Annotated in this window: 16 protein-coding genes; 10 read left to right on the top strand and 6 right to left on the bottom strand. The window is 49.4% G+C overall.

All coding sequences use genetic code 11. The features are described from left to right. The first annotated feature begins 109 nt into the window (after positions 1–109). The 5 genes from purR to EKM71_RS08115 all read left to right on the top strand — a co-directional run bounded on the left by purR (position 110) and on the right by EKM71_RS08115 (position 4712). Positions 110–949: a pur operon repressor gene (gene purR / locus EKM71_RS08135; RefSeq protein WP_083488559.1), complete on the top strand. Its 840-nt coding sequence runs from the start codon at positions 110–112 to the stop codon at positions 947–949. Between the two features lie 11 nt (positions 950–960). Then, positions 961–2340: a bifunctional UDP-N-acetylglucosamine diphosphorylase/glucosamine-1-phosphate N-acetyltransferase GlmU gene (gene glmU, locus EKM71_RS08130; RefSeq protein ID WP_125574112.1), complete on the top strand. Its 1380-nt coding sequence runs from the start codon at positions 961–963 to the stop codon at positions 2338–2340. A gap of 83 nt (positions 2341–2423) precedes the next feature. Then, entirely contained in the window at positions 2424–3404 is a 981-nt protein-coding gene (locus tag EKM71_RS08125; protein ID WP_125574111.1) for a ribose-phosphate diphosphokinase, read from the top strand. A 185-nt stretch (positions 3405–3589) separates the two neighbouring features. After that, positions 3590–3949, top strand: a complete 360-nt coding sequence (locus tag EKM71_RS08120) for a DUF3899 domain-containing protein (RefSeq protein ID WP_125574110.1) — start codon at positions 3590–3592, stop codon at positions 3947–3949. A gap of 25 nt (positions 3950–3974) precedes the next feature. Continuing rightward, on the top strand, positions 3975–4712 hold the full coding sequence (locus EKM71_RS08115) for a class I SAM-dependent methyltransferase (protein WP_125574109.1): 738 nt from the start codon (positions 3975–3977) through the stop codon (positions 4710–4712). Positions 4713–4826: 114 nt separating this feature from the next. On the opposite strand, the gene yidA (EKM71_RS08110) is transcribed toward EKM71_RS08115, so the two are convergent. The 4 genes from yidA (EKM71_RS08110) to EKM71_RS08095 are packed head-to-tail and all read right to left on the bottom strand — an operon-like array spanning position 4827 to position 8694. Beyond that, entirely contained in the window at positions 4827–5639 is an 813-nt protein-coding gene (gene yidA / locus EKM71_RS08110) for a sugar-phosphatase (protein ID WP_125574108.1), read from the bottom strand. A gap of 27 nt (positions 5640–5666) precedes the next feature. After that, a complete protein-coding gene (gene yidA, locus EKM71_RS08105) occupies positions 5667–6476 on the bottom strand; it encodes a sugar-phosphatase (RefSeq protein ID WP_125574107.1) in 810 nt (269 codons plus the stop codon). Further along, complete coding sequence (locus EKM71_RS08100) at positions 6466–7845, bottom strand: HD domain-containing protein (RefSeq protein ID WP_125574106.1); 1380 nt, start codon at positions 7843–7845, stop codon at positions 6466–6468. The genes yidA (EKM71_RS08105) and EKM71_RS08100 overlap by 11 nt, the downstream gene beginning before the upstream one ends. A 27-nt stretch (positions 7846–7872) precedes the next feature. Beyond that, positions 7873–8694 carry a lipoate--protein ligase family protein gene (locus EKM71_RS08095; protein WP_125574105.1) on the bottom strand — a complete coding sequence of 274 codons (822 nt, stop codon included), beginning with the start codon at positions 8692–8694 and terminating at the stop codon, positions 7873–7875. 264 nt (positions 8695–8958) lie between these two features. Here EKM71_RS08095 and EKM71_RS08090 point away from each other — a divergent pair, with 264 nt between their 5' ends. From EKM71_RS08090 to EKM71_RS08080, 3 genes are all read left to right on the top strand, one after another. Continuing rightward, positions 8959–9399, top strand: a complete 441-nt coding sequence (locus EKM71_RS08090) for a DUF1934 domain-containing protein (protein ID WP_057878861.1) — start codon at positions 8959–8961, stop codon at positions 9397–9399. Between the two features lie 44 nt (positions 9400–9443). Continuing rightward, positions 9444–10097 (top strand): DNA-directed RNA polymerase subunit delta, encoded by a 654-nt coding sequence (gene rpoE / locus EKM71_RS08085; protein WP_125574104.1) that lies wholly within the window; start codon positions 9444–9446, stop codon positions 10095–10097. 168 nt (positions 10098–10265) lie between these two features. Beyond that, the gene (locus EKM71_RS08080) at positions 10266–11873 is read left to right on the top strand and encodes a CTP synthase (protein ID WP_125574103.1); all 1608 of its coding nucleotides are present in this window, start codon (positions 10266–10268) and stop codon (positions 11871–11873) included. Positions 11874–12218: 345 nt separating this feature from the next. Here the strand turns inward: EKM71_RS08080 and EKM71_RS08075 are convergent, their stop codons facing one another. Beyond that, positions 12219–12656: a MarR family winged helix-turn-helix transcriptional regulator gene (locus EKM71_RS08075; RefSeq protein ID WP_125574102.1), complete on the bottom strand. Its 438-nt coding sequence runs from the start codon at positions 12654–12656 to the stop codon at positions 12219–12221. Positions 12657–12779: 123 nt separating this feature from the next. On the opposite strand from EKM71_RS08075, the gene alsS reads away from it, so the two are divergent. Then, a complete protein-coding gene (gene alsS, locus EKM71_RS08070) occupies positions 12780–14462 on the top strand; it encodes an acetolactate synthase AlsS (protein ID WP_125574101.1) in 1683 nt (560 codons plus the stop codon). A gap of 12 nt (positions 14463–14474) precedes the next feature. Next, positions 14475–15188 carry an acetolactate decarboxylase gene (gene budA, locus EKM71_RS08065; RefSeq protein ID WP_125574100.1) on the top strand — a complete coding sequence of 238 codons (714 nt, stop codon included), beginning with the start codon at positions 14475–14477 and terminating at the stop codon, positions 15186–15188. A gap of 204 nt (positions 15189–15392) precedes the next feature. Here the strand turns inward: budA and EKM71_RS08060 are convergent, their stop codons facing one another. Next, positions 15393–17723, bottom strand: a complete 2331-nt coding sequence (locus EKM71_RS08060; protein WP_125574141.1) for an ABC transporter ATP-binding protein/permease — start codon at positions 17721–17723, stop codon at positions 15393–15395. Positions 17724–17750: the final 27 nt, after the last annotated feature.

Genomic DNA, 17750 nt, shown 5'->3' with positions numbered 1-17750 from the left:
AAATTTTGGAACTTTTTCCTAATTCTCACCGAAATATAACGAAAAACACGAACATTTATGCTAAAATTGTCGGTACAATTAATACTAAATAATAGTTGAGGTGAAGAGGTTGAAAGTCAGAAGAAGTGACCGTTTGGTCGATATGACCCGGTATTTGTTAGAACGTCCGCATCAATTGGTGTCCTTGACTTTTTTTGCAGAGCGATATGGGTCGGCCAAATCTTCTATTAGTGAAGATCTGACGATCTTGAAACGGGCCTTTCAGACACGGGGAACTGGGTTGCTGGAGACCGTTCCCGGAGCTGCCGGTGGTGCGCGGTTCATTCCGTACATTTTAAAAGAAGAAGCCGAACAATTCGTATCCGAAATGATTACAGAACTGTCCGAAGCCGATCGTTACCTGCCGGGTGGCTACGTCTACATGTCCGACATCCTCGGCCGGCCGGCTGCGTTGCGGCAAATTGGCCGCATCTTGGCAACTCAGTACCTAAACCAATCGGTTGATGTCGTGGTTACGGTGGCAACCAAGGGAATTCCTTTGGCCCAAAGTGTGGCCAGCTACTTGAATGTCCCCTTTGTCATTGTCCGGCATGATTCTCAGATTACCGAAGGGTCCACAGTCAGTGTGAACTACGTCTCCGGTTCGACGAAACGAATTGAACGGATGGCGTTGTCGAAGCGCAGTGTCAAGCCGGGGTCCAAAGTTCTGTTAGTCGATGACTACATGAAGGGCGGCGGTACCGTAGGCGGCTTACGGTCATTAGTTGATGAATTCGATTCACAACTTGCTGGGGTTGCTGTCTTCGCAGAAGGTGACTTTGAAGGACAACGAACCGTGACAAAGTACACATCGCTCTTAAAGATTCATACGAAGGACGAACAGATCCGGGTGACACCTGGGAACTATTTGACCCAAATTTTTGGGGCTGAAAATAATCAATTAAATTAGGAGATATCGGAATGAACACGAGAAATACGATTATCCTCGCGGCTGGTAAGGGCACGCGGATGAAGTCAAAGTTATACAAGGTCTTGCATCAGGTTTGCGGCAAAGCTATGGTAGACCACGTTCTCACACAGGTAGAGAAGACCCAGATGGATCAAATCGTGACAGTCGTGGGCTATGGTGCTGATGACGTCAAGGCAACGTTAGGTGACCGGACGGCATATGCACTCCAGGCCAAACAAATGGGAACGGGTCATGCCGTCTTACAGGCAGAGCCACTCTTGAAGGATGAAGTTGGGACCACACTTATTGTGAGTGGGGATACGCCATTATTTACTGCCCAAACGTTTGAGGATCTCTTTGCTTACCATGAAGCCAAGCACGCCGCTGCAACGATTTTAACCTCCGTTGCCCCAGATCCAACCGGTTACGGTCGGATTGTGCGGAACAACATTGGTATCGTTGAAAAGATCGTGGAACAAAAGGATGCTAGTTCTGAGGAACAGGAAATCCATGAGATTAACACGGGGGTTTACGTATTCGACAATCAAAAGTTGTTTGCCGCTTTACATCAAACCTCTAATGACAATGCTCAGGGAGAATATTACCTCACCGATGTTATCGAGATTTTGAAGCAACAAGGAGATATCGTGGCCGCTTACCAAATGGCTGATTTCGATGAGTCTATGGGCGTTAACGATCGCGTTGCCTTGGCTAATGCGACGAAGATCATGCGTAACCGGATCAACCGGCAACACATGCGCGATGGGGTAACATTAATTGATCCCGACACGACGTATATCGATGCTGGTGTCAAGATTGGTTCCGATACCATTATTGAAGGCGGTGTGGTTTTGAAAGGCTCTACCGTAATTGGTGAGGACTGTTACATTGGTGCGCATTCCGAAATTCGGAACTCGACGTTGGCTGATCACGTCACCGTAACTTCTTCTTTGTTGGAAGAATCCACAATGGCTAGTGGGAGTGATATTGGTCCTAACAGCCATTTACGTCCGGAGTCACACATCGGGCCTAAGGTTCACTTGGGCAACTTTGTCGAGGTCAAGAAGGCGACGATTGGTGAGGGCACCAAGGTGGGCCACCTGACTTATGTCGGGAATGCCAAGCTGGGCAAGCACATCAACATCGGTTGCGGCGTCATCTTTGTGAATTACGATGGTCTGCACAAGCATGAGACGGTCGTGGGAGACGATGCCTTCATTGGGTCTAATTCCAACTTGATTGCACCATTAAACGTGGCGGATCACAGTTTTGTGGCTGCTGGCTCAACAATTACGGATGATTTAAAGCAATATGACATGGCCATCGCACGTCAACGTCAGACTAACAAGCCTAATTATTACCAGAAACTTCCGTATCGCGGTGAAGATTAGAGCGAGGGTCTTGTGTTTCACGACACGATAGCATAAAATTATTATAGTAAATTCTGGCAGTTTAGTTGCTATTGGAGGAAATTATGGCTACGCAATATTTTGACCCTAAACTAAAGATTTTTGCGTTGAACTCTAACAAGCCGTTAGCGGAAAAGATCGCTAGCGAGGTTGGTGTTGAGTTAGGGAAAACTTCGGTGGATCGGTTTAGTGACGGTGAAATTCGGATTAATATCGAGCAAAGTGTCCGGGGTTGTCACGTTTACGTGATTCAATCCACGTCGGCACCAGTCAACGATAATTTGATGGAATTATTGATCATGATTGATGCTTTACGACGGGCAAGCGCAGCGACTATCAACGTGGTCATTCCGTATTACGGGTACGCCCGACAGGATAGAAAAGCCCGGTCTCGCGAACCAATTACGGCCAAATTAGTGGCAAACATGCTGCAAACGGCTGGCGTAACGCGGGTACTCGCCCTTGACTTGCACGCCGCTCAGATTCAAGGATTCTTCGATGTTCCAGTGGATCACTTGATGGGTGCCCCACTGTTAGCCGATTATTTCTTGACCAACGGGTTAGACAAGGATGCCGTCGTGGTTTCACCAGACCACGGTGGTGTGACACGTGCCCGGGCATTGGCAGAGTTCTTGAAGGCGCCAATTGCTATTATCGACAAACGACGGCCTAAGGCTAACGTTGCCGAGATCATGAATATTATCGGGGATGTTAAGGGAAAGCGGTGTATCATGATTGATGATATGATCGACACCGCCGGCACGATTACGTTGGGGTCACAAGCCCTGATGGATGCCGGTGCGACTGAGGTCTATGCAAGTTGTACGCACCCTGTTCTTTCCGGTCCAGCCATTGAACGGATTGAAAAGTCCCCGATTAAGAAATTGGTTGTGACGGACTCTATTCAATTAACGGCAGACAAGCAAATTGACAAGATCCAACAAATCTCCGTTGGACCACTGATCGGTCAAGCCATCAAGCGAATTAACGAAAATCGGCCAGTTAGTCCATTGTTCAAGAACCGTTTCCGGTCCGCAGAACAATAAAGAAACTGAAAAAACTTGAGTCGTGGTGCACACGACTCAAGTTTTTTTGCTAAAATAGGTTAAACTAACTACACGTGGTAATCATCTACCGGTACCCTATGAGAAGCGGTCGAGGTTGGTTTCAGGGACATCTGATTGTCGTCGGAAATCACGTGTAAATTTATATCTTGAAGGGAGCAACTGCCATGACGAGTTGGCAGCGATGGACGACGGGCACCTTAGCCGTGGGACTGATTGTTGCGCTAGCAATGCGCATTTTGGAACAACCCTTAATGGTCATTGGCAATTTACTCTTCATGATTGGACTGGCACTGCTGGTCTTGGGGATGATTGGGATATTAGCCAAGGGTCATTTGTTTACTGGGTGGCGTCGGCGTCGACGTAAAGGGGACCCGGTAACCAAAGAGGAACGCGAAAAGAAAATTGACGTGCGTCACGTGGCGACGGTGAAGAATTCACCGATTGTTGTGAACGGATTTGCCCGTTATGGGTTGGTTTCTGGTGGGGTGTACGTGATTATCGGCATTATTTTAACACTGCTATAAAATTCACTTAGGGGAGCGAATTAAAATGAAAAAAGTGACGTCAGGTATTGATGCGCCCGTGATTCCAATGCTTTATTTGGTAGCGGCGCTTTTTTTATTTACTAGTTTTTTCTGGGAACAGCATGCGACGGAACGGTTTTGGGATATCGTCGTGGGGTTGTTTTTCGTCGCAGGGCTTGGTATTTTCTTACACACCTCATTACGAGGGAAGGGACACATCTGGGAGCGGCTATTGGCACAAACCTCGGTTGATCCCAACGCTCAGGTCCTGGATCTTGGTTGTGGTCATGGCACCGTGTTGGGGCGTGTGGCCCAAGAGTTGTCGGGAACTGGCCGGGCCGTGGGTGTTGATCTCTGGCGGTCACGGGACCAATCACAAAATTCAAAACAGGCCACCATGGCGAATATGGCCACGTTAGGGGTTGCCGATCGCGTCACGCTGGTCACGGCGGATATGGTGGATTTACCATATGACCACAATCGGTTCGACATCGTCACGACCAGCTTTGCGGTCCACAACATCAAGCCTAAGGCTATGCGTTATCAGGCATTAGAGGAGGCCGTCCGAGTTTTAAAACCTGGTGGCGAATTGTTAATCGTTGATACGGATCATCATCTGCGGGGCTACCGAGACTTTTTAGAGTCCGCGGGTTGCCACGTGCTGCTGGCCAAGTCAGCTGGGTTTGATGGCTGGTGGACCGGACCTTGGCAGGGAAGCTATGTGATTCGAGCGGTTAAAGGAAACAAGGGGACAAGCAAATAAATTGAATGGCTGACACTAAATAGACGAGTCACTACCAGAAATAGCTGATAGTGACTCGTCTATTTGTTTAGCTAAACATGTTGCATTTGAACCATGGGCAGTACGCCAACCAATTTAGATATCTAAGACGTACTTGTGGATGGCAGCTGCGACGCCATCTTCAACGTTGGTAAGGGTCGTGACCTGGGCCGCTTCCTTAATCTCGTCGATGGCGTTTCCCATGGCCACTCCGAGACCAGCATAGTCGATCATCGTCAGATCGTTACCTTGGTCCCCGATGGCCATGACCTCATCAGCACTAAAGCCCAGCTTGGTTGCAAGCTCACCTAGTGTGTTTCCTTTGCTGGCCTGCTTATTCATGATTTCAACGAAGAATGGCGTGCTCTGAACGACGTAGAACCGGTCTCGAAATTCTTGAGGGATTTCTGCATTGACACGGTCGATGATGTCTTTGTGGTCGACGAACATGGCCTTAGAAATTGTCAGATCACGACTGATTTCGCCGACAGCACGATAACGAATGAGCATCTTAACCAGCATACTTTCAGCAATGGTGTAGGCCGAAATATCTTTGTTCGGCGTGTAGATGAAGTCGGGCGTTTCGATCTGGAAGTGGACCTGGAGTTTCCGGGCGAGGGCTTCCAAGTCGATGAAGTCGTTGTAACTGAGAGAGTGGTTGGTCATCATTTTTCCAGAAACGGTCTGGGAGACAGAACCGTTGTAGGTAATGGCGTATTGGTCGTCGCCGCTTAATTTCAGGGCGTCGAGGTAAGGCTGCACACCAGTCAGGGGGCGACCGGTACAGAGAACCACTTTAATCCCTTTGGCCGTGGCAGATTGGACTGCGGCAATGGTGGCTGGAGCCAGTTCGTTCTTTTCGTTAAGTAAAGTCCCGTCAATATCAATTGCAATCATTTTAATTGTCATGTTTTTCGTCAATTCTCCTTCGTGTCGTTAGGATAGGGCGTAGCGTTGAATTGCGGTGGCCACGCCATCAGCCGTGTTGGGGGTCGTCACCATATCGGCGACGGCCTTCACAGCAGCATTGGCGTTTCCCATGGCCACCCCGAGGCCGGCGTAAGTCAGCATCGGAAGGTCGTTATTCTGATCGCCGATCGCCATGACGTCGGCGGCGGTGAGCCCCAGGCTCGTGGCAAGCTCAGCTAGGGTGTTCCCCTTGCTAACATTTTTACTCAGAACCTCGATGAAATAGGGCATGGTGCGAACCACGTAGAACCGATCGTAAATCTCGCGGGGAAGTTGGGCCTCAACTTGGTCGAGAACTGGTGCATCATCGATGAAGATGGCCGTGGGCATCAAGAGGTTGCGTGGCATATCCGACGCTGCTCGGTAGCGGAGAGGAAGATGAACGAAGTGACTCTCGGTAACCGTATGTGGGCTGATGTCCTGATCGGCCGTGTAGATGTGATCGGGTGTGAGGACTTGAAAGTGGACCTGAAATTTTCGAGCGAGAGCTTCCAAATCTACATAATCGTTATAGCTGAGTGAGTGTTTTGTCAGTACCTTCCCAGAGACGGTTTCGGCTAATGATCCATTGTAAGTGATGACGTATTGGTCATCACCATTCAGACCAAGAGCTTCCAAATAGGGGGTGACCCCGGTAAGCGGTCGTCCGGTGCACAAGACCACTTTGATGCCACGGTCACGAGCGGTTTGAATCGTCTGAATGGTAGTGGGAGTCAGCTCGTCATTCTCATTGAGGAGGGTACCATCAATATCCACGGCGATGAGTTTAATGGTCATGGTGCTCAGTCTCCTTTGGCTGAATCAACTGATTGTTTTGAATATATTGCTTAAAGTCGTCGTAAATGGGTTGAAATAGTTCGGGATCATGACTATCTGGGCTGAGCATTTCCTTAGGGAAGAAGAAACGTTGGTCCCCGGAAAACTTCCCACGGATGGCATTAACCAAGTCGGACACCGTCGAAAGTTCGCGCAGTGATCCGTCCGGCTCCTGAAGTTCGATCTGTGTCAGGGGATGTGTGACTCGCGGGTCATAAGCATCGTCGTAGGGGAGGTCATAACTGTTGTCAGTCGCCGTGTAGTAGTCGATATTGAACCCGGCCGAGGCAATGAGATCGCGGAGGTGTGGAATCAGATCCTGCGTCTCTTCAGAGAAAATGGCACTTTTCAGGGGCTTTCTATCGAGAAAACGGTGGGCCAGGTCGGCCAGGATCTCGTCATCAGAGTCGCGCCAGTGAATGAAATAAGTGGTGAGTACCCCGTCATCGAGGTTCAGATAGTCCTTGAGATCGAACTCGTGATTGAAGAACGGTAGCAGTAAGTGAGGGATGAAGCTTTCATCTTCGTTGCCGTTTTGGTAGAGTTCATTGGCTCTAGCTAGCAGGTGGTCTAAGATCACTTCCATAGCCCGGGAAACCGGGTGGAAGTAAACCTGTTGATACATTTGGAAGCGACTAATGATATAGTCCTCGACGGCGTGCATCCCATTCATGGCAAAGGCAATGCCATCCTTGTAAGGGCGCATGACTCGTAGAATGCGTGTAATGTCGAAGGTTCCGTATTCGGTTCCCGTGAAGTAGGCGTCACGCAGGAGGTAGTCCATGCGGTCGGCGTCAATTTGACTAGAGATCATCTGAACCACCTGTGGATTCGGGTGGGTCTTTTGAATGACACTCGCCACTTCGGCCGGGAAGGTTGGACTGACACGTCGTAAGACCTGATTGACCTCGGTCGTGGGTGACGTCAAGATTTCAGCGGTAATAGCTTCGTGATCCGTGTGAAAGATGTGTTCAAAGGTGTGGGAATAAGGACCGTGACCGATGTCGTGCAAGAGAGCTGCGCATAAGGCAGTTAACCGATACCGGTCGTCCCAACCGCCGTCACCAGGAATTTCCATGGGATAGTTGCGTTGGAAATTATCACAGATTTGGCGGGTAACTTCATAGACTCCCAGCGAATGGGTAAAACGCGAGTGCTCGGCCCCATGGAAGATGAGCGAGGCGGTTCCGAGTTGTTTGATGCGCCGTAGCCGTTGAAATTCACGGGTGTTGATTAAGTCTAAAATAACTTGGTGTTGAACGTAAATATAATTGTGAACGGGGTCGCGAAAGACCTTTTCTCGGGGAAGCCGAGCAGTTGCATAACTCACAGTGAGTCCTCCTTCTTGATTTAAACATTAAATGGGTTGACGGCGTGCCATGAGGGCGGTCGCATGGGCCAGGCGTTCCTGAAACCAGGGGGTGGTCATGGCCGCGGTTAACTTACCTCGGCCGATGTCGAGACCTGCAGTGGCACAAGCGTCAAGAATCCGTTGCTGAGCGTCCAATACAGTGAGTGGGCGATCCAAGAGATCCGTGACCGTCGTCATGACATTGGGATCGACGTCGGGAAAGTTCCAATCGTTGGTGTGTGCTCCTAAGCCCGCGCGGTAAAAGTCACGAATCAGACTTCCCCGGGTGAGTTGATCGCCGGTGACACTTAGATAGAGCATGGTCACCATCGCATGAGGGCTTCGGCGTTGCGAAATGCCAGCAATCTTACGGTTGTTGACACTGAGGTCGTAGTCACCTGGGCAATAGGACCGGGTGATCTCGTGATGGGCCAGGTCGAGCTTCGGCCAGGTAGCCGCCATTAGGGCTAACATCTGGTCATAGGCTGCGGCGACGCTAATTGCGGGGGTCGTCAGCGGCTGAAACAAGGAAACGTTCAGAATGCCCCCGTCAGCCACCACAGCTAATCCCCCGGAATTACGGAGAACATGGTCATAACCATAGCCGTGAATGGCACTGACAGCGTCTGTAAGGTGTGGTAGCCGCTTATCCTTAATCCCCATGATGACAGTTGGTGGCATGGTCCAGAAGTGCAGTATGGGCTGTTTAAGGCGGGGGATCAGATCCAGCAAGGCATTGGTGTAACCGAAGGCCTGATTCTTTTGATCGGCCGTAATGGCGGTCGTCAGCGTCTGAATCCGGTCAGTGGTTAAATTAAATGGTGCCAAGATGCGTCCCCCTTTCAGTCGTTTAGAACCAATGTTTTCATTATACTAGAAAACTTAGGCCCCGTCATGGTTGAGGCAGTGTGACTAGGCCGCTTCGGCATTTGCGGTCGGAGTTTCTTAGCGTAATTTTGAACGTTGATATCAGTGGGTGGTGCACGGCTTTTCCCGCATATAATTTGCTTTGAATTAAAGTATAAAGAATAGGTTTTCCACGAAAAATGAACTATAATTAACGCAGACAATTCACGGAAAGGGAGTGTGCAGATGGATCAGTTATCAACGGGTGTGCCCGTGATGATTCACTTGGAGACGCATATTAAACAGGATGGAGACGTTTCCGACTACCGCTTAGATGTGGAAGGTCAGCTCGTCCAGATGGGCCTGAACCTCTATCTTCGCTATCTGGAACCCGATCAAGAGACGGGGAAGGAAACCCCCGTGACGATGAAGTTCACACCAGAAGGTGAGGTTCATCTGACGCGGAATGCCGAGGCAGAACTTCGGTTACACTTTATTAGCGGTAAGCGGGTCACGGCACGCTACAAGACGCCTTATGGCATCATGCCAATCGAGACGGTGACGCCATATCTGGAGACCAGTTTTCAGGAGCGGCCATTCAGTGGGAACGTTAAGATTGATTATCTGCTCTATGCTGGTGAAGAATTAGTCGGGAACTACAAGATTCGATTGCAATTTACGGCATAAACGAGTATCATATTTCGTAGACTGTGGAAAGGACGTGCACCAGTTTGGAATTAAAAGTCTTTGAGGGCCAGAATAAAAAGGAATTATCAATGATCGAAGTTGCTCACGCCATTTTGTCTCAACACGGTGACGTGATGGCATTTGCCGACTTAGCAAACGCCGTGCAAGCCTATTTGGGCGACAGTGACGCAGAAGTTCGTAACCGGCTGTCCCAATTCTATACGGATTTAAATGTCGATGGTAGTTTCATTTCTCTGGGTGATAACCTCTGGGGACTGCGAACTTGGTATCCGTTTGAATCCATCGATGAAGCGACGGTTCACGCTGAGGAAGATGAAGATCAACCTAAGCGTAAGAAGCGTAAGAAGGTTAATGCCTTCCTCGCCGACACGACCGATGACGACGACGTAATCGATTACGATGACGACGATCCGGAAGATGATGACACGTCGTACGCCAGTGATGACGACGATGATGACGATTCAACCGGTTCAACGCCAGATCTGGGTAAGTTACAGACCGGCTTGGGCATCGATGACGATGACGAAGAAGATGCTTCGGAAGACATCCCAGATGGTATCGAAGACCAGCTTTCACAGATGGAAGCCCCGGACGATGATGATACTGCTAATCTCGACTTCTCTGATGACGATGATGAAGACGACGATGAAGATGAAGAAGACAGCGATCAAAAGTAAATTAAAATGTTTGCTTGACCTACAGTCAAAAAACAGTTAGTATGTTTTTTGGGCTCCTTGCTACTTGTAGCTAGGACAACTGAACGGTGAAGTAGCTCCCTATTCCGAATGAATAGGGAGTTTTTTTATAGTTTTATACCCTAAAATAATCTTACAAGGAGTTTGCACATGACCAAATATATTTTTGTGACTGGCGGCGTGGTTTCATCACTAGGTAAGGGAATCGTAGCTGCTTCCCTAGGACGGTTGTTAAAGAACCGTGGGTTAAACGTAACCATTCAAAAATTCGATCCGTACATCAACGTGGATCCCGGCACGATGAACCCCTATCAACATGGGGAAGTCTTCGTGACCGATGATGGGACCGAAACTGATTTGGACTTGGGTCATTACGAACGTTTTATCGATAACAATCTGAACAAGTTCTCAAACGTGACGACTGGTAAGATTTATTCGGAAGTTCTGGAAAAGGAACGACGCGGTGACTATCTGGGAGCAACTGTGCAAGTGATCCCTCACATTACCGGCATGATTAAGGAAAAGATCATGCGGGCCGGCAAGACATTGGGTGCCGATTTCGTGATTACCGAAATTGGGGGAACTGTTGGGGACATTGAATCCCAACCTTTCCTGGAAGCCATTCGACAAATGAAGTCTGAAGTGGGTGACGAGAACGTCGTCTACATTCACACGACTCTTGTTCCCACGTTACATGCGGCTCACGAGATGAAGACGAAGCCAACGCAACACTCTGTTCGTGAACTTCGCAGCATTGGGATTCAACCAAACATTTTGGTTGTCCGGACTGAGAATCATATTACGGATGATATGCGCCAGAAGATTGCGTTGTTCTGTGACGTTCAACCTTCAGCTGTGATTGAATCCATGGACGTGCCAACGATTTACTCCATCCCATTACGATTACAAGAACAGGGCTTGGATCAGATTGTCTTGGACCACTTCAAGGTCGATGCACCTAAGTCTGACATGACACAATGGGCCAAGATGGTGGACCACATGCAGAACTTGAAACGGACGATTAAGATTGCCTTGGTTGGGAAGTATGTCGGCCTGCATGATGCCTACATCTCCGTAGCTGAAGCGTTACAACATGCCGGATATCCAGTTGATGCCAAGATTGATTTGGACATGATCGATGCCGAAAAGATTACGCCAGATAACGTCGCAGACATCTTAGGCGATGCTGATGGCGTGATCGTTCCTGGTGGGTTCGGTGACCGTGGAATTGAAGGGATGATTACGGCGATTAAGTACGTTCGAGAACAAGACGTCCCATTCCTCGGAATTTGCTTGGGGATGCAAGTGGCTAGCATCGAATTTGCCCGTGACATTCTCGGCTATCAGGATGCCAATTCAACGGAAATGGATCCGGAAACCAGTCATAAGATCATTGACTTGATGGCTGATCAGGCCGACGTCCACGAAATGGGTGGGACCCAACGGTTGGGTCTGTACCCTTGCAAGTTGAAGGCTGGTAGCCGTGCTGCTGCAGCCTACGACAACCAAGAGATTGTCCAGGAACGCCACCGTCACCGTTACGAATTCAATAACCAGTACCGCGCTGAAATGGCCGCTAAAGGATTGGTCTTCTCCGGAACATCACCGGATGACCACTTGGTTGAAGTGATTGAATTGCCTGAAAAGAAGTTCTTCGTGGCCTCACAATACCACCCAGAATTCTTGTCACGGCCAAACCGTCCAGAAGGTTTATTCCGTGACTTTATCGCCGCTGCTAGTGACGAAGTTAAGGACTAAATTTCTAACTTAGTTTTAGTTGGCCACCTGCGGCGAGGACCGTGGTTTATCATAGCTAAAGATAACTGAATGGAATTAATGAACGGGTAACCGTCTGCTGGCTGAGGCCAAGTGGGGCTTACCCGTTTTCTCTTGCTATGCGACAAGTGTGTTAATTGGGTTATCAGAATTGTGAGTCGCGGCGATTAGCAGTCAATTCTGCTAGCGGCAAAGTTCAATCTGACTTAAGGGTCTGGTTGCCGAACAGTTCCACTATGGCCGCTAGTAAATGGAACAAGTTTAATCGCAAATTAAAACGCCTGTCAGCACACGCAAAGTTGCGTGTGGCCGACAGGCGTTTTTCTTCTATTTTGCTGGAACATTGGGGTCATCGATGATGTTGGTCACCGCGGCTTGGATCGCGGGGATCAGCGGGCTGTTGGCATCAATACCCGTTTCGTCGAAGCGGGCTTGCCACCAGCTACGACGAATATCTTGGACCTGTGCCACAACGGCTTCCCCATCAGAGGTGAGGCTGAGAAGTTGCGTCTTGCCACTTCCAGCAGTCTTGCTCAGGTAGCCGAGATCTTGAATTTTGTTGACTTCACGGGTGGTGAGCCCCTTGTCAATGACGAGAGTCTTGGCAACTTGACTTTGGTTGATCGCCGGGTGTTCGTGAACCGTCAGTAGGACGCAGGCGGCCGTTGGATTCAGCCCCAAGTCCTTAAATATCGGGCTGGTGTCTTTGTAGTATTTGCGGTGTAGGATAGAAATATCCTGAGCCAGATAACCTAAATCGATCATGGCGACTCCTTTCTGTTGTGAAAAAGGTTCTATGTTGACAAAACAACTTAAGGCTATTATGATGATTCTAAGTTGACTTGTCAACACAATTGAACTAAAAAAATGAAAACGGGGGACCCACCGATGACAGAAACCAAGACTGGCGCACAAGCGTTAATTCAAAGCATGATTAATCAGGGGATCAAATATGTGTTCGGTATCCCGGGCGCGAAGGTTGACCAACTCTTCGAAGGCCTGGAGTACAGCAAGGACCCACGCGTACCAAAGGTTATTGTGACTCGGCACGAACAGAATGCCGCATTGATTGCGTCTGGAATTGGTCGTCTTACTGGGAAACCCGGCGTGGTTGCGACCACCTCAGGCCCTGGAGTTTCCAACCTGACGACCAGCCTGATTACGGCAACCGCGGAAGGCGATCCCGTCGTTGCACTGGGGGGCCAGGTGCCTCAAGATGACATTGGTCGTCTGACTCATCAGAGTATTCCCAGTAAGGAGCTCCTGAGTTCGGCCACGAAGTCCAGTGTTGAGGTTCAAAATGCGAATAGTCTTTCCGAAGCCTTTGCCAATGCCTATCAAACGGCGCGGGCACCTAAGGCGGGGGCAACGTTCATCTCCTTACCTCAAAACGTGTTGAATGGTGAAGTTGACCGGCCTGAAATCAAGGCTGTCCCAACGATTGATCAAGGTGTTGCGGACCCTGTAACGGTCAGTGCGTTGGTCGACAAGATTACGCACGCCGATTTACCAGTGATTCTAGCCGGCATGCGGGCCTCAGCCAGTGACGTGACAACCGCGATTCGTGAATTGCTAGGTCACGCTGAGATTCCTGTGGTTGAGACGTTCCAGGGTGCCGGTGTCGTGTCACGTGGCTTGGTTCGTAACTACTTTGGCCGAGTTGGTCTCTTCAGAAATCAAATCGGAGACAATCTTCTAAAGAAGAGTGACTTAGTGATCACGGTGGGTTACGACCCTGTGGAATATGAAGCCCGAATCTGGAATGCCGATCGGACTGGCGAAGTGGTTAGTCTCGATAGTGTGGTCCCTGAAATTACGACCGATTATCAACCAGAATTAGTGATCCATGCTGATATTGCCAAGACCCTGCATGCTTTGGGCCAAGCTTTACCAACTGATTGGGCTTTATCTTCTGATGTTCAGGCAGACTTGACCGATTTGGGTGACATGTTAGCTGCTCAGGCAGAAGCGCCAACCCCAGACGATGCGCATGGAATTCACCCACTAGCCATTATTCAAGCTTTGCAGGCCCAAGTTAATGACGAGACAACGGTAACGGTAGACGTCGGTAGTTTCTACATTTGGATGGCCCGTTACTTCCGGAGCTACCAACCACGACACCTGTTATTCAGTAACGGGATGCAGACGTTGGGCGTCGCCTTTCCATGGGCGATTGCAGCTGCACTCGAGCGACCTGGTCAACCGATCGTTTCCGTTGCCGGTGATGGTGGTTTCCTGTTCTCGAGCCAAGAACTTGAGACGGCCGTGCGGCTAAACTTGCCAATCGTTCAGATTATCTGGGCCGATGGCTACTATGACATGGTGCGGTTCCAAGAGATTGCCAAATACGGTCATGATGCCGCAGTCAGCTTTGGCCCCGTGGATTACGTGAAGTATGCCGAAAGCTTTGGGGCTACCGGCTTACGTGTGGATCATGCGGCCGATCTGGCAAGTACCTTGAGTGCGGCCTTTACGACGGCTGCTAACGGACCAGTCGTCGTTGAAATTCCAGTGGACTACCGCGATAATTTACAATTAAAGTCCTTATTACTCGAAGATGTCTTAAGCTAAAAGGAAGTCATGATGATGAAGACAACAACCTTATATCAACACGGAACACTGGCCTTATTAGTGCCAGGCTTGCTGACGGGAACGTTACCCATGAGCACTTTACTGGCCCACGGTGATACCGGAATTGGAACTGGTGAGGGGTTAGACGGCGAGCTAATTATTTTAGATGGCAAGCCTTATCAAGTTAATAGTGCAGGGCAGGTGACCGTGGTGGGTGACGACTTTACGTTACCATTTGCCAATAGCCACTTCGCTGATTATCGGCCACTAGTCACGGTGGAAAATGCCACACGTGAGGAACTCCATGACCAAGTACTGGCTCTGACGCATGGTGCTAACACCTTCTTCTCAATTATGGTCACCGGAACCTTTACGGATGTGAAGACCCGGGCGGTGGCTAAGTCTAGTCGGCCATTCAAATCTTTGGCAGAGACGGCTGAGAACCAGAGTATCTTCACTCGTGACACCGTGAAGGGGACCTTGCTGGGCTACTATTCCCCACAGATCTTTGACGGTGTCGCAGTCGGGGGGTACCACGACCACTTTTTGGATGATGACCACACCTTTGGGGGGCATCTCCTGGGTTGCGGCCGGGTGACCGGAGAGGTTCAGATTCAGATTTTCGACACCCTGGAACAACACTTGCCCGTTGCCGATCCGGATTATCAGCAACATGATTTTTCACAAGATGATATCATGGGCGATCTGCATCAGGCCGAAGGTTAATCCTACAGATAGACAAGTCAAAACTCGCCATCCACTCTGGACGGCGAGTTTTTATTTACAGTGAATGAGGTTGAGCACCAGCGGTCGTTACGGGGATGTTTCAGCCACCAGTTACTGATCAACAGGGGTGTCCAGTAACCTCAAGACAAAAAGGGACTACTAACTCATAGGTTAGCAGTCCCTTTAGAAAGTCAAACTTAAAAGCTATTCGGAACGTAAAGCCGTCGCGGCGTCCTTCTTCGCAGCCATTCTTGCTGGGATGTGGCCACCCAACATGGTCAGGACAGTACTGATGATAATCAGGACAATTCCGTGAACCGGATTGAGGTGAGCGACGTTGCTCAGATCGGTAATGTTTTTCAGAACGACGTTAATTGGGAACGTCAGGAGCCAGGCAATGACGACGCCCAAGACCCCGGAGCCAACCCCGAGAATGAACGTTTCGGCATCAAAGACACGGGTGATATCTTTCTTTCGAGCCCCTAAGGCCTTCAGAATTCCGATTTCCTTAGTCCGTTCGAGAACTGACGTGTAGGTAATGATGGCAATCATAATCATACTGGTTACCAACGAGATACCGGCGAAGGCGACTAGAACGTAGGTAATTGCGTCCATCAAGCCACCGGTCAAGTCAGAAACGGTTCCGGCCATATCGGTGTAGATGACCTTGTCTGACTTAGACTTACCCTTGTTATACTTATCGAGGTAAGAGAGTACCTTGTCCTTGTTTTTAAAGGTATTCGGGTAGATTAAGATGCTAGCTGGGGTAGTGGATCCACCAAGGTAGCTGACCAGGGACTTCTTTGTAGTGCTGTCGACACTTTGGCCGGTCATCACGTTGTCACTGGCCTTCTTTTGGGCCTTCACAATTTTGGAATCCTTGTTCTTCTGAATGATGCCTTGCGTAAGCTTGTCGCTGTAAGCAATCCCGGAAGCCAGAACATTTTCGGAAGACTTGGACTTCACCTTCACGATTCCGGCAACCTTCAGCGTGGTGTTATTGCTGTTGTTGTACAGCGAGTTCGTGGCCTTGTTTGGCATGTAATTGCCAGTAGGAAGACTCTGGTAGTAGTCGTTGTTGTTCACAACTTTAATTGAGGTACCAACGATCTTATTGTAGCTGAACTTTTGGTTGGCCTTCACTGAATACCCGAGGTTCTTCAGGGCATTGATGTTGGTCGAACCATCCCGATCGACGATCAGGATGACGTCAGTGGCCTTCTGGGGGTAGTTCCCTGAAACGAGCTTGTAGTGTTTCTTCAGGAAGTTTAGGCCGCCGTCATTGGCACTTGGGTAAACAGAACCGCCGACCCCAGTTGAAGCTGACATGGCTGCCTGCATGGCACCGGAGTTATTATTGCTGTCGGCGTTGGAGAAAGAAACCGTCTTGGTCTTGCCATCAACTTGCCGCAGGAGGTTCATCCCAGTGGAGTAGGTGTAGGTCACGTTCTTGCTTAACTTGGGATCGAGTTTTTTAACATAGTTTAAGTAATCCTTGGTAAGCTTGTTCGTATGAGTCGCCTTGTCTTGGTCACTGACCTTAGCTGTGACTTGCTTGGCGTTAGATGACTTGACCTTGTCATTGCTATTCTGGGCACCCGTGGTACTCGTTGCTGTTTGTGAAATGGTAACAGGAAACTGGGCTAGCGTGTTGGCTTGCGTTTTGTTGATTTGTGTTTGGAAACCATTGGACAATGCTAAGACTACGGCGATACCGATGATCCCAATACTGGAGGCGAAGGCCGTTAGTGCGGTCCGTCCCTTCTTGGTCCGAATGTTGTTAAAGGATAACTTTAAGGCCGTCCAGAAAGTCATCTTGGTCTTCTTTAATTTAAATTGTTCGGCATCGGCATGGTCGTCGTAGGGATTCGAATCGTGTTGAATCTTCCCATCGGCAAATTCGATAATTCGGTCCGCGTACTGGTGAGCCAGGTCGGGGTTATGCGTGACCATGATCACCAGGCGTTCTGCAGAGAGTTCCTTGATCAACTGCATGATTTCTTCACTAGTCTCGGTATCGAGGGCTCCAGTGGGTTCGTCACACAAGAGAATTTCGGGTTCGTTGGCAATGGCCCGCGCGATAGCGACCCGTTGAAGTTGTCCTCCGGAAAGTTGGTTGGGTTTCTTGTTAATGTGTGGTGTCAAGCCAACTCGGTCGAGGGCCTTGCGCGCCTTTTCCTTCTTCTCGGCGTTTGGTACTCCACTCAGCGTCATTCCCATTTCCACATTATCGAGGATACTGAGGTGACTGATGATGTTATAGCTTTGGAAGATGAACCCGACGGAGTTGTTTCGGTAGGCATCCCAGTCGGAAGCGGAGAAGTCCTTGGTGGATTTTCCTTCAATGGCGAGATCTCCAGAGTCATAGATGTCCAGGCCGCCGATACCATTCAGCATCGTGGTCTTCCCGGAACCACTAGGTCCGAGAATGGCGACGAACTCTTGGGAACGAAAGGCGACAGAGACGTCATCGAGAGCTTTGGTGACGGAATCCCCTACGTAGTAATACTTTTTAATATGTTTGAGTTCCAGCATTCGAAATAATCCTTTCATTATCTGACT

The sequence above is a fragment of the Levilactobacillus huananensis genome (assembly GCF_003946145.1).
GTDB lineage: Bacteria > Bacillota > Bacilli > Lactobacillales > Lactobacillaceae > Levilactobacillus > Levilactobacillus huananensis.
The sequence above is the reverse complement of the archived record's forward strand: the minus strand, read 5'-3'. Positions and strand labels throughout refer to the sequence as shown.

Bases quoted from the DNA above. Each gene is read 5' to 3' on its own strand.
- glmU (WP_125574112.1), top strand. From the start codon at position 961: ATGAACACGAGAAATACGATTATCCTCGCGGCTGGTAAGGGCACGCGG.
- EKM71_RS08120 (WP_125574110.1), top strand. From the start codon at position 3,590: ATGACGAGTTGGCAGCGATGGACGACGGGCACCTTAGCCGTGGGACTG.
- yidA (WP_125574107.1), bottom strand. From the start codon at position 6,476: ATGACCATTAAACTCATCGCCGTGGATATTGATGGTACCCTCCTCAAT.
- budA (WP_125574100.1), top strand. From the start codon at position 14,475: ATGATGAAGACAACAACCTTATATCAACACGGAACACTGGCCTTATTA.
- EKM71_RS08080 (WP_125574103.1), top strand. From the start codon at position 10,266: ATGACCAAATATATTTTTGTGACTGGCGGCGTGGTTTCATCACTAGGT.
- yidA (WP_125574108.1), bottom strand. From the start codon at position 5,639: ATGACAATTAAAATGATTGCAATTGATATTGACGGGACTTTACTTAAC.
- EKM71_RS08115 (WP_125574109.1), top strand. From the start codon at position 3,975: ATGAAAAAAGTGACGTCAGGTATTGATGCGCCCGTGATTCCAATGCTT.
- EKM71_RS08060 (WP_125574141.1), bottom strand. From the start codon at position 17,723: ATGCTGGAACTCAAACATATTAAAAAGTATTACTACGTAGGGGATTCC.
- EKM71_RS08125 (WP_125574111.1), top strand. From the start codon at position 2,424: ATGGCTACGCAATATTTTGACCCTAAACTAAAGATTTTTGCGTTGAAC.
- alsS (WP_125574101.1), top strand. From the start codon at position 12,780: ATGACAGAAACCAAGACTGGCGCACAAGCGTTAATTCAAAGCATGATT.
- EKM71_RS08090 (WP_057878861.1), top strand. From the start codon at position 8,959: ATGGATCAGTTATCAACGGGTGTGCCCGTGATGATTCACTTGGAGACG.
- EKM71_RS08075 (WP_125574102.1), bottom strand. From the start codon at position 12,656: ATGATCGATTTAGGTTATCTGGCTCAGGATATTTCTATCCTACACCGC.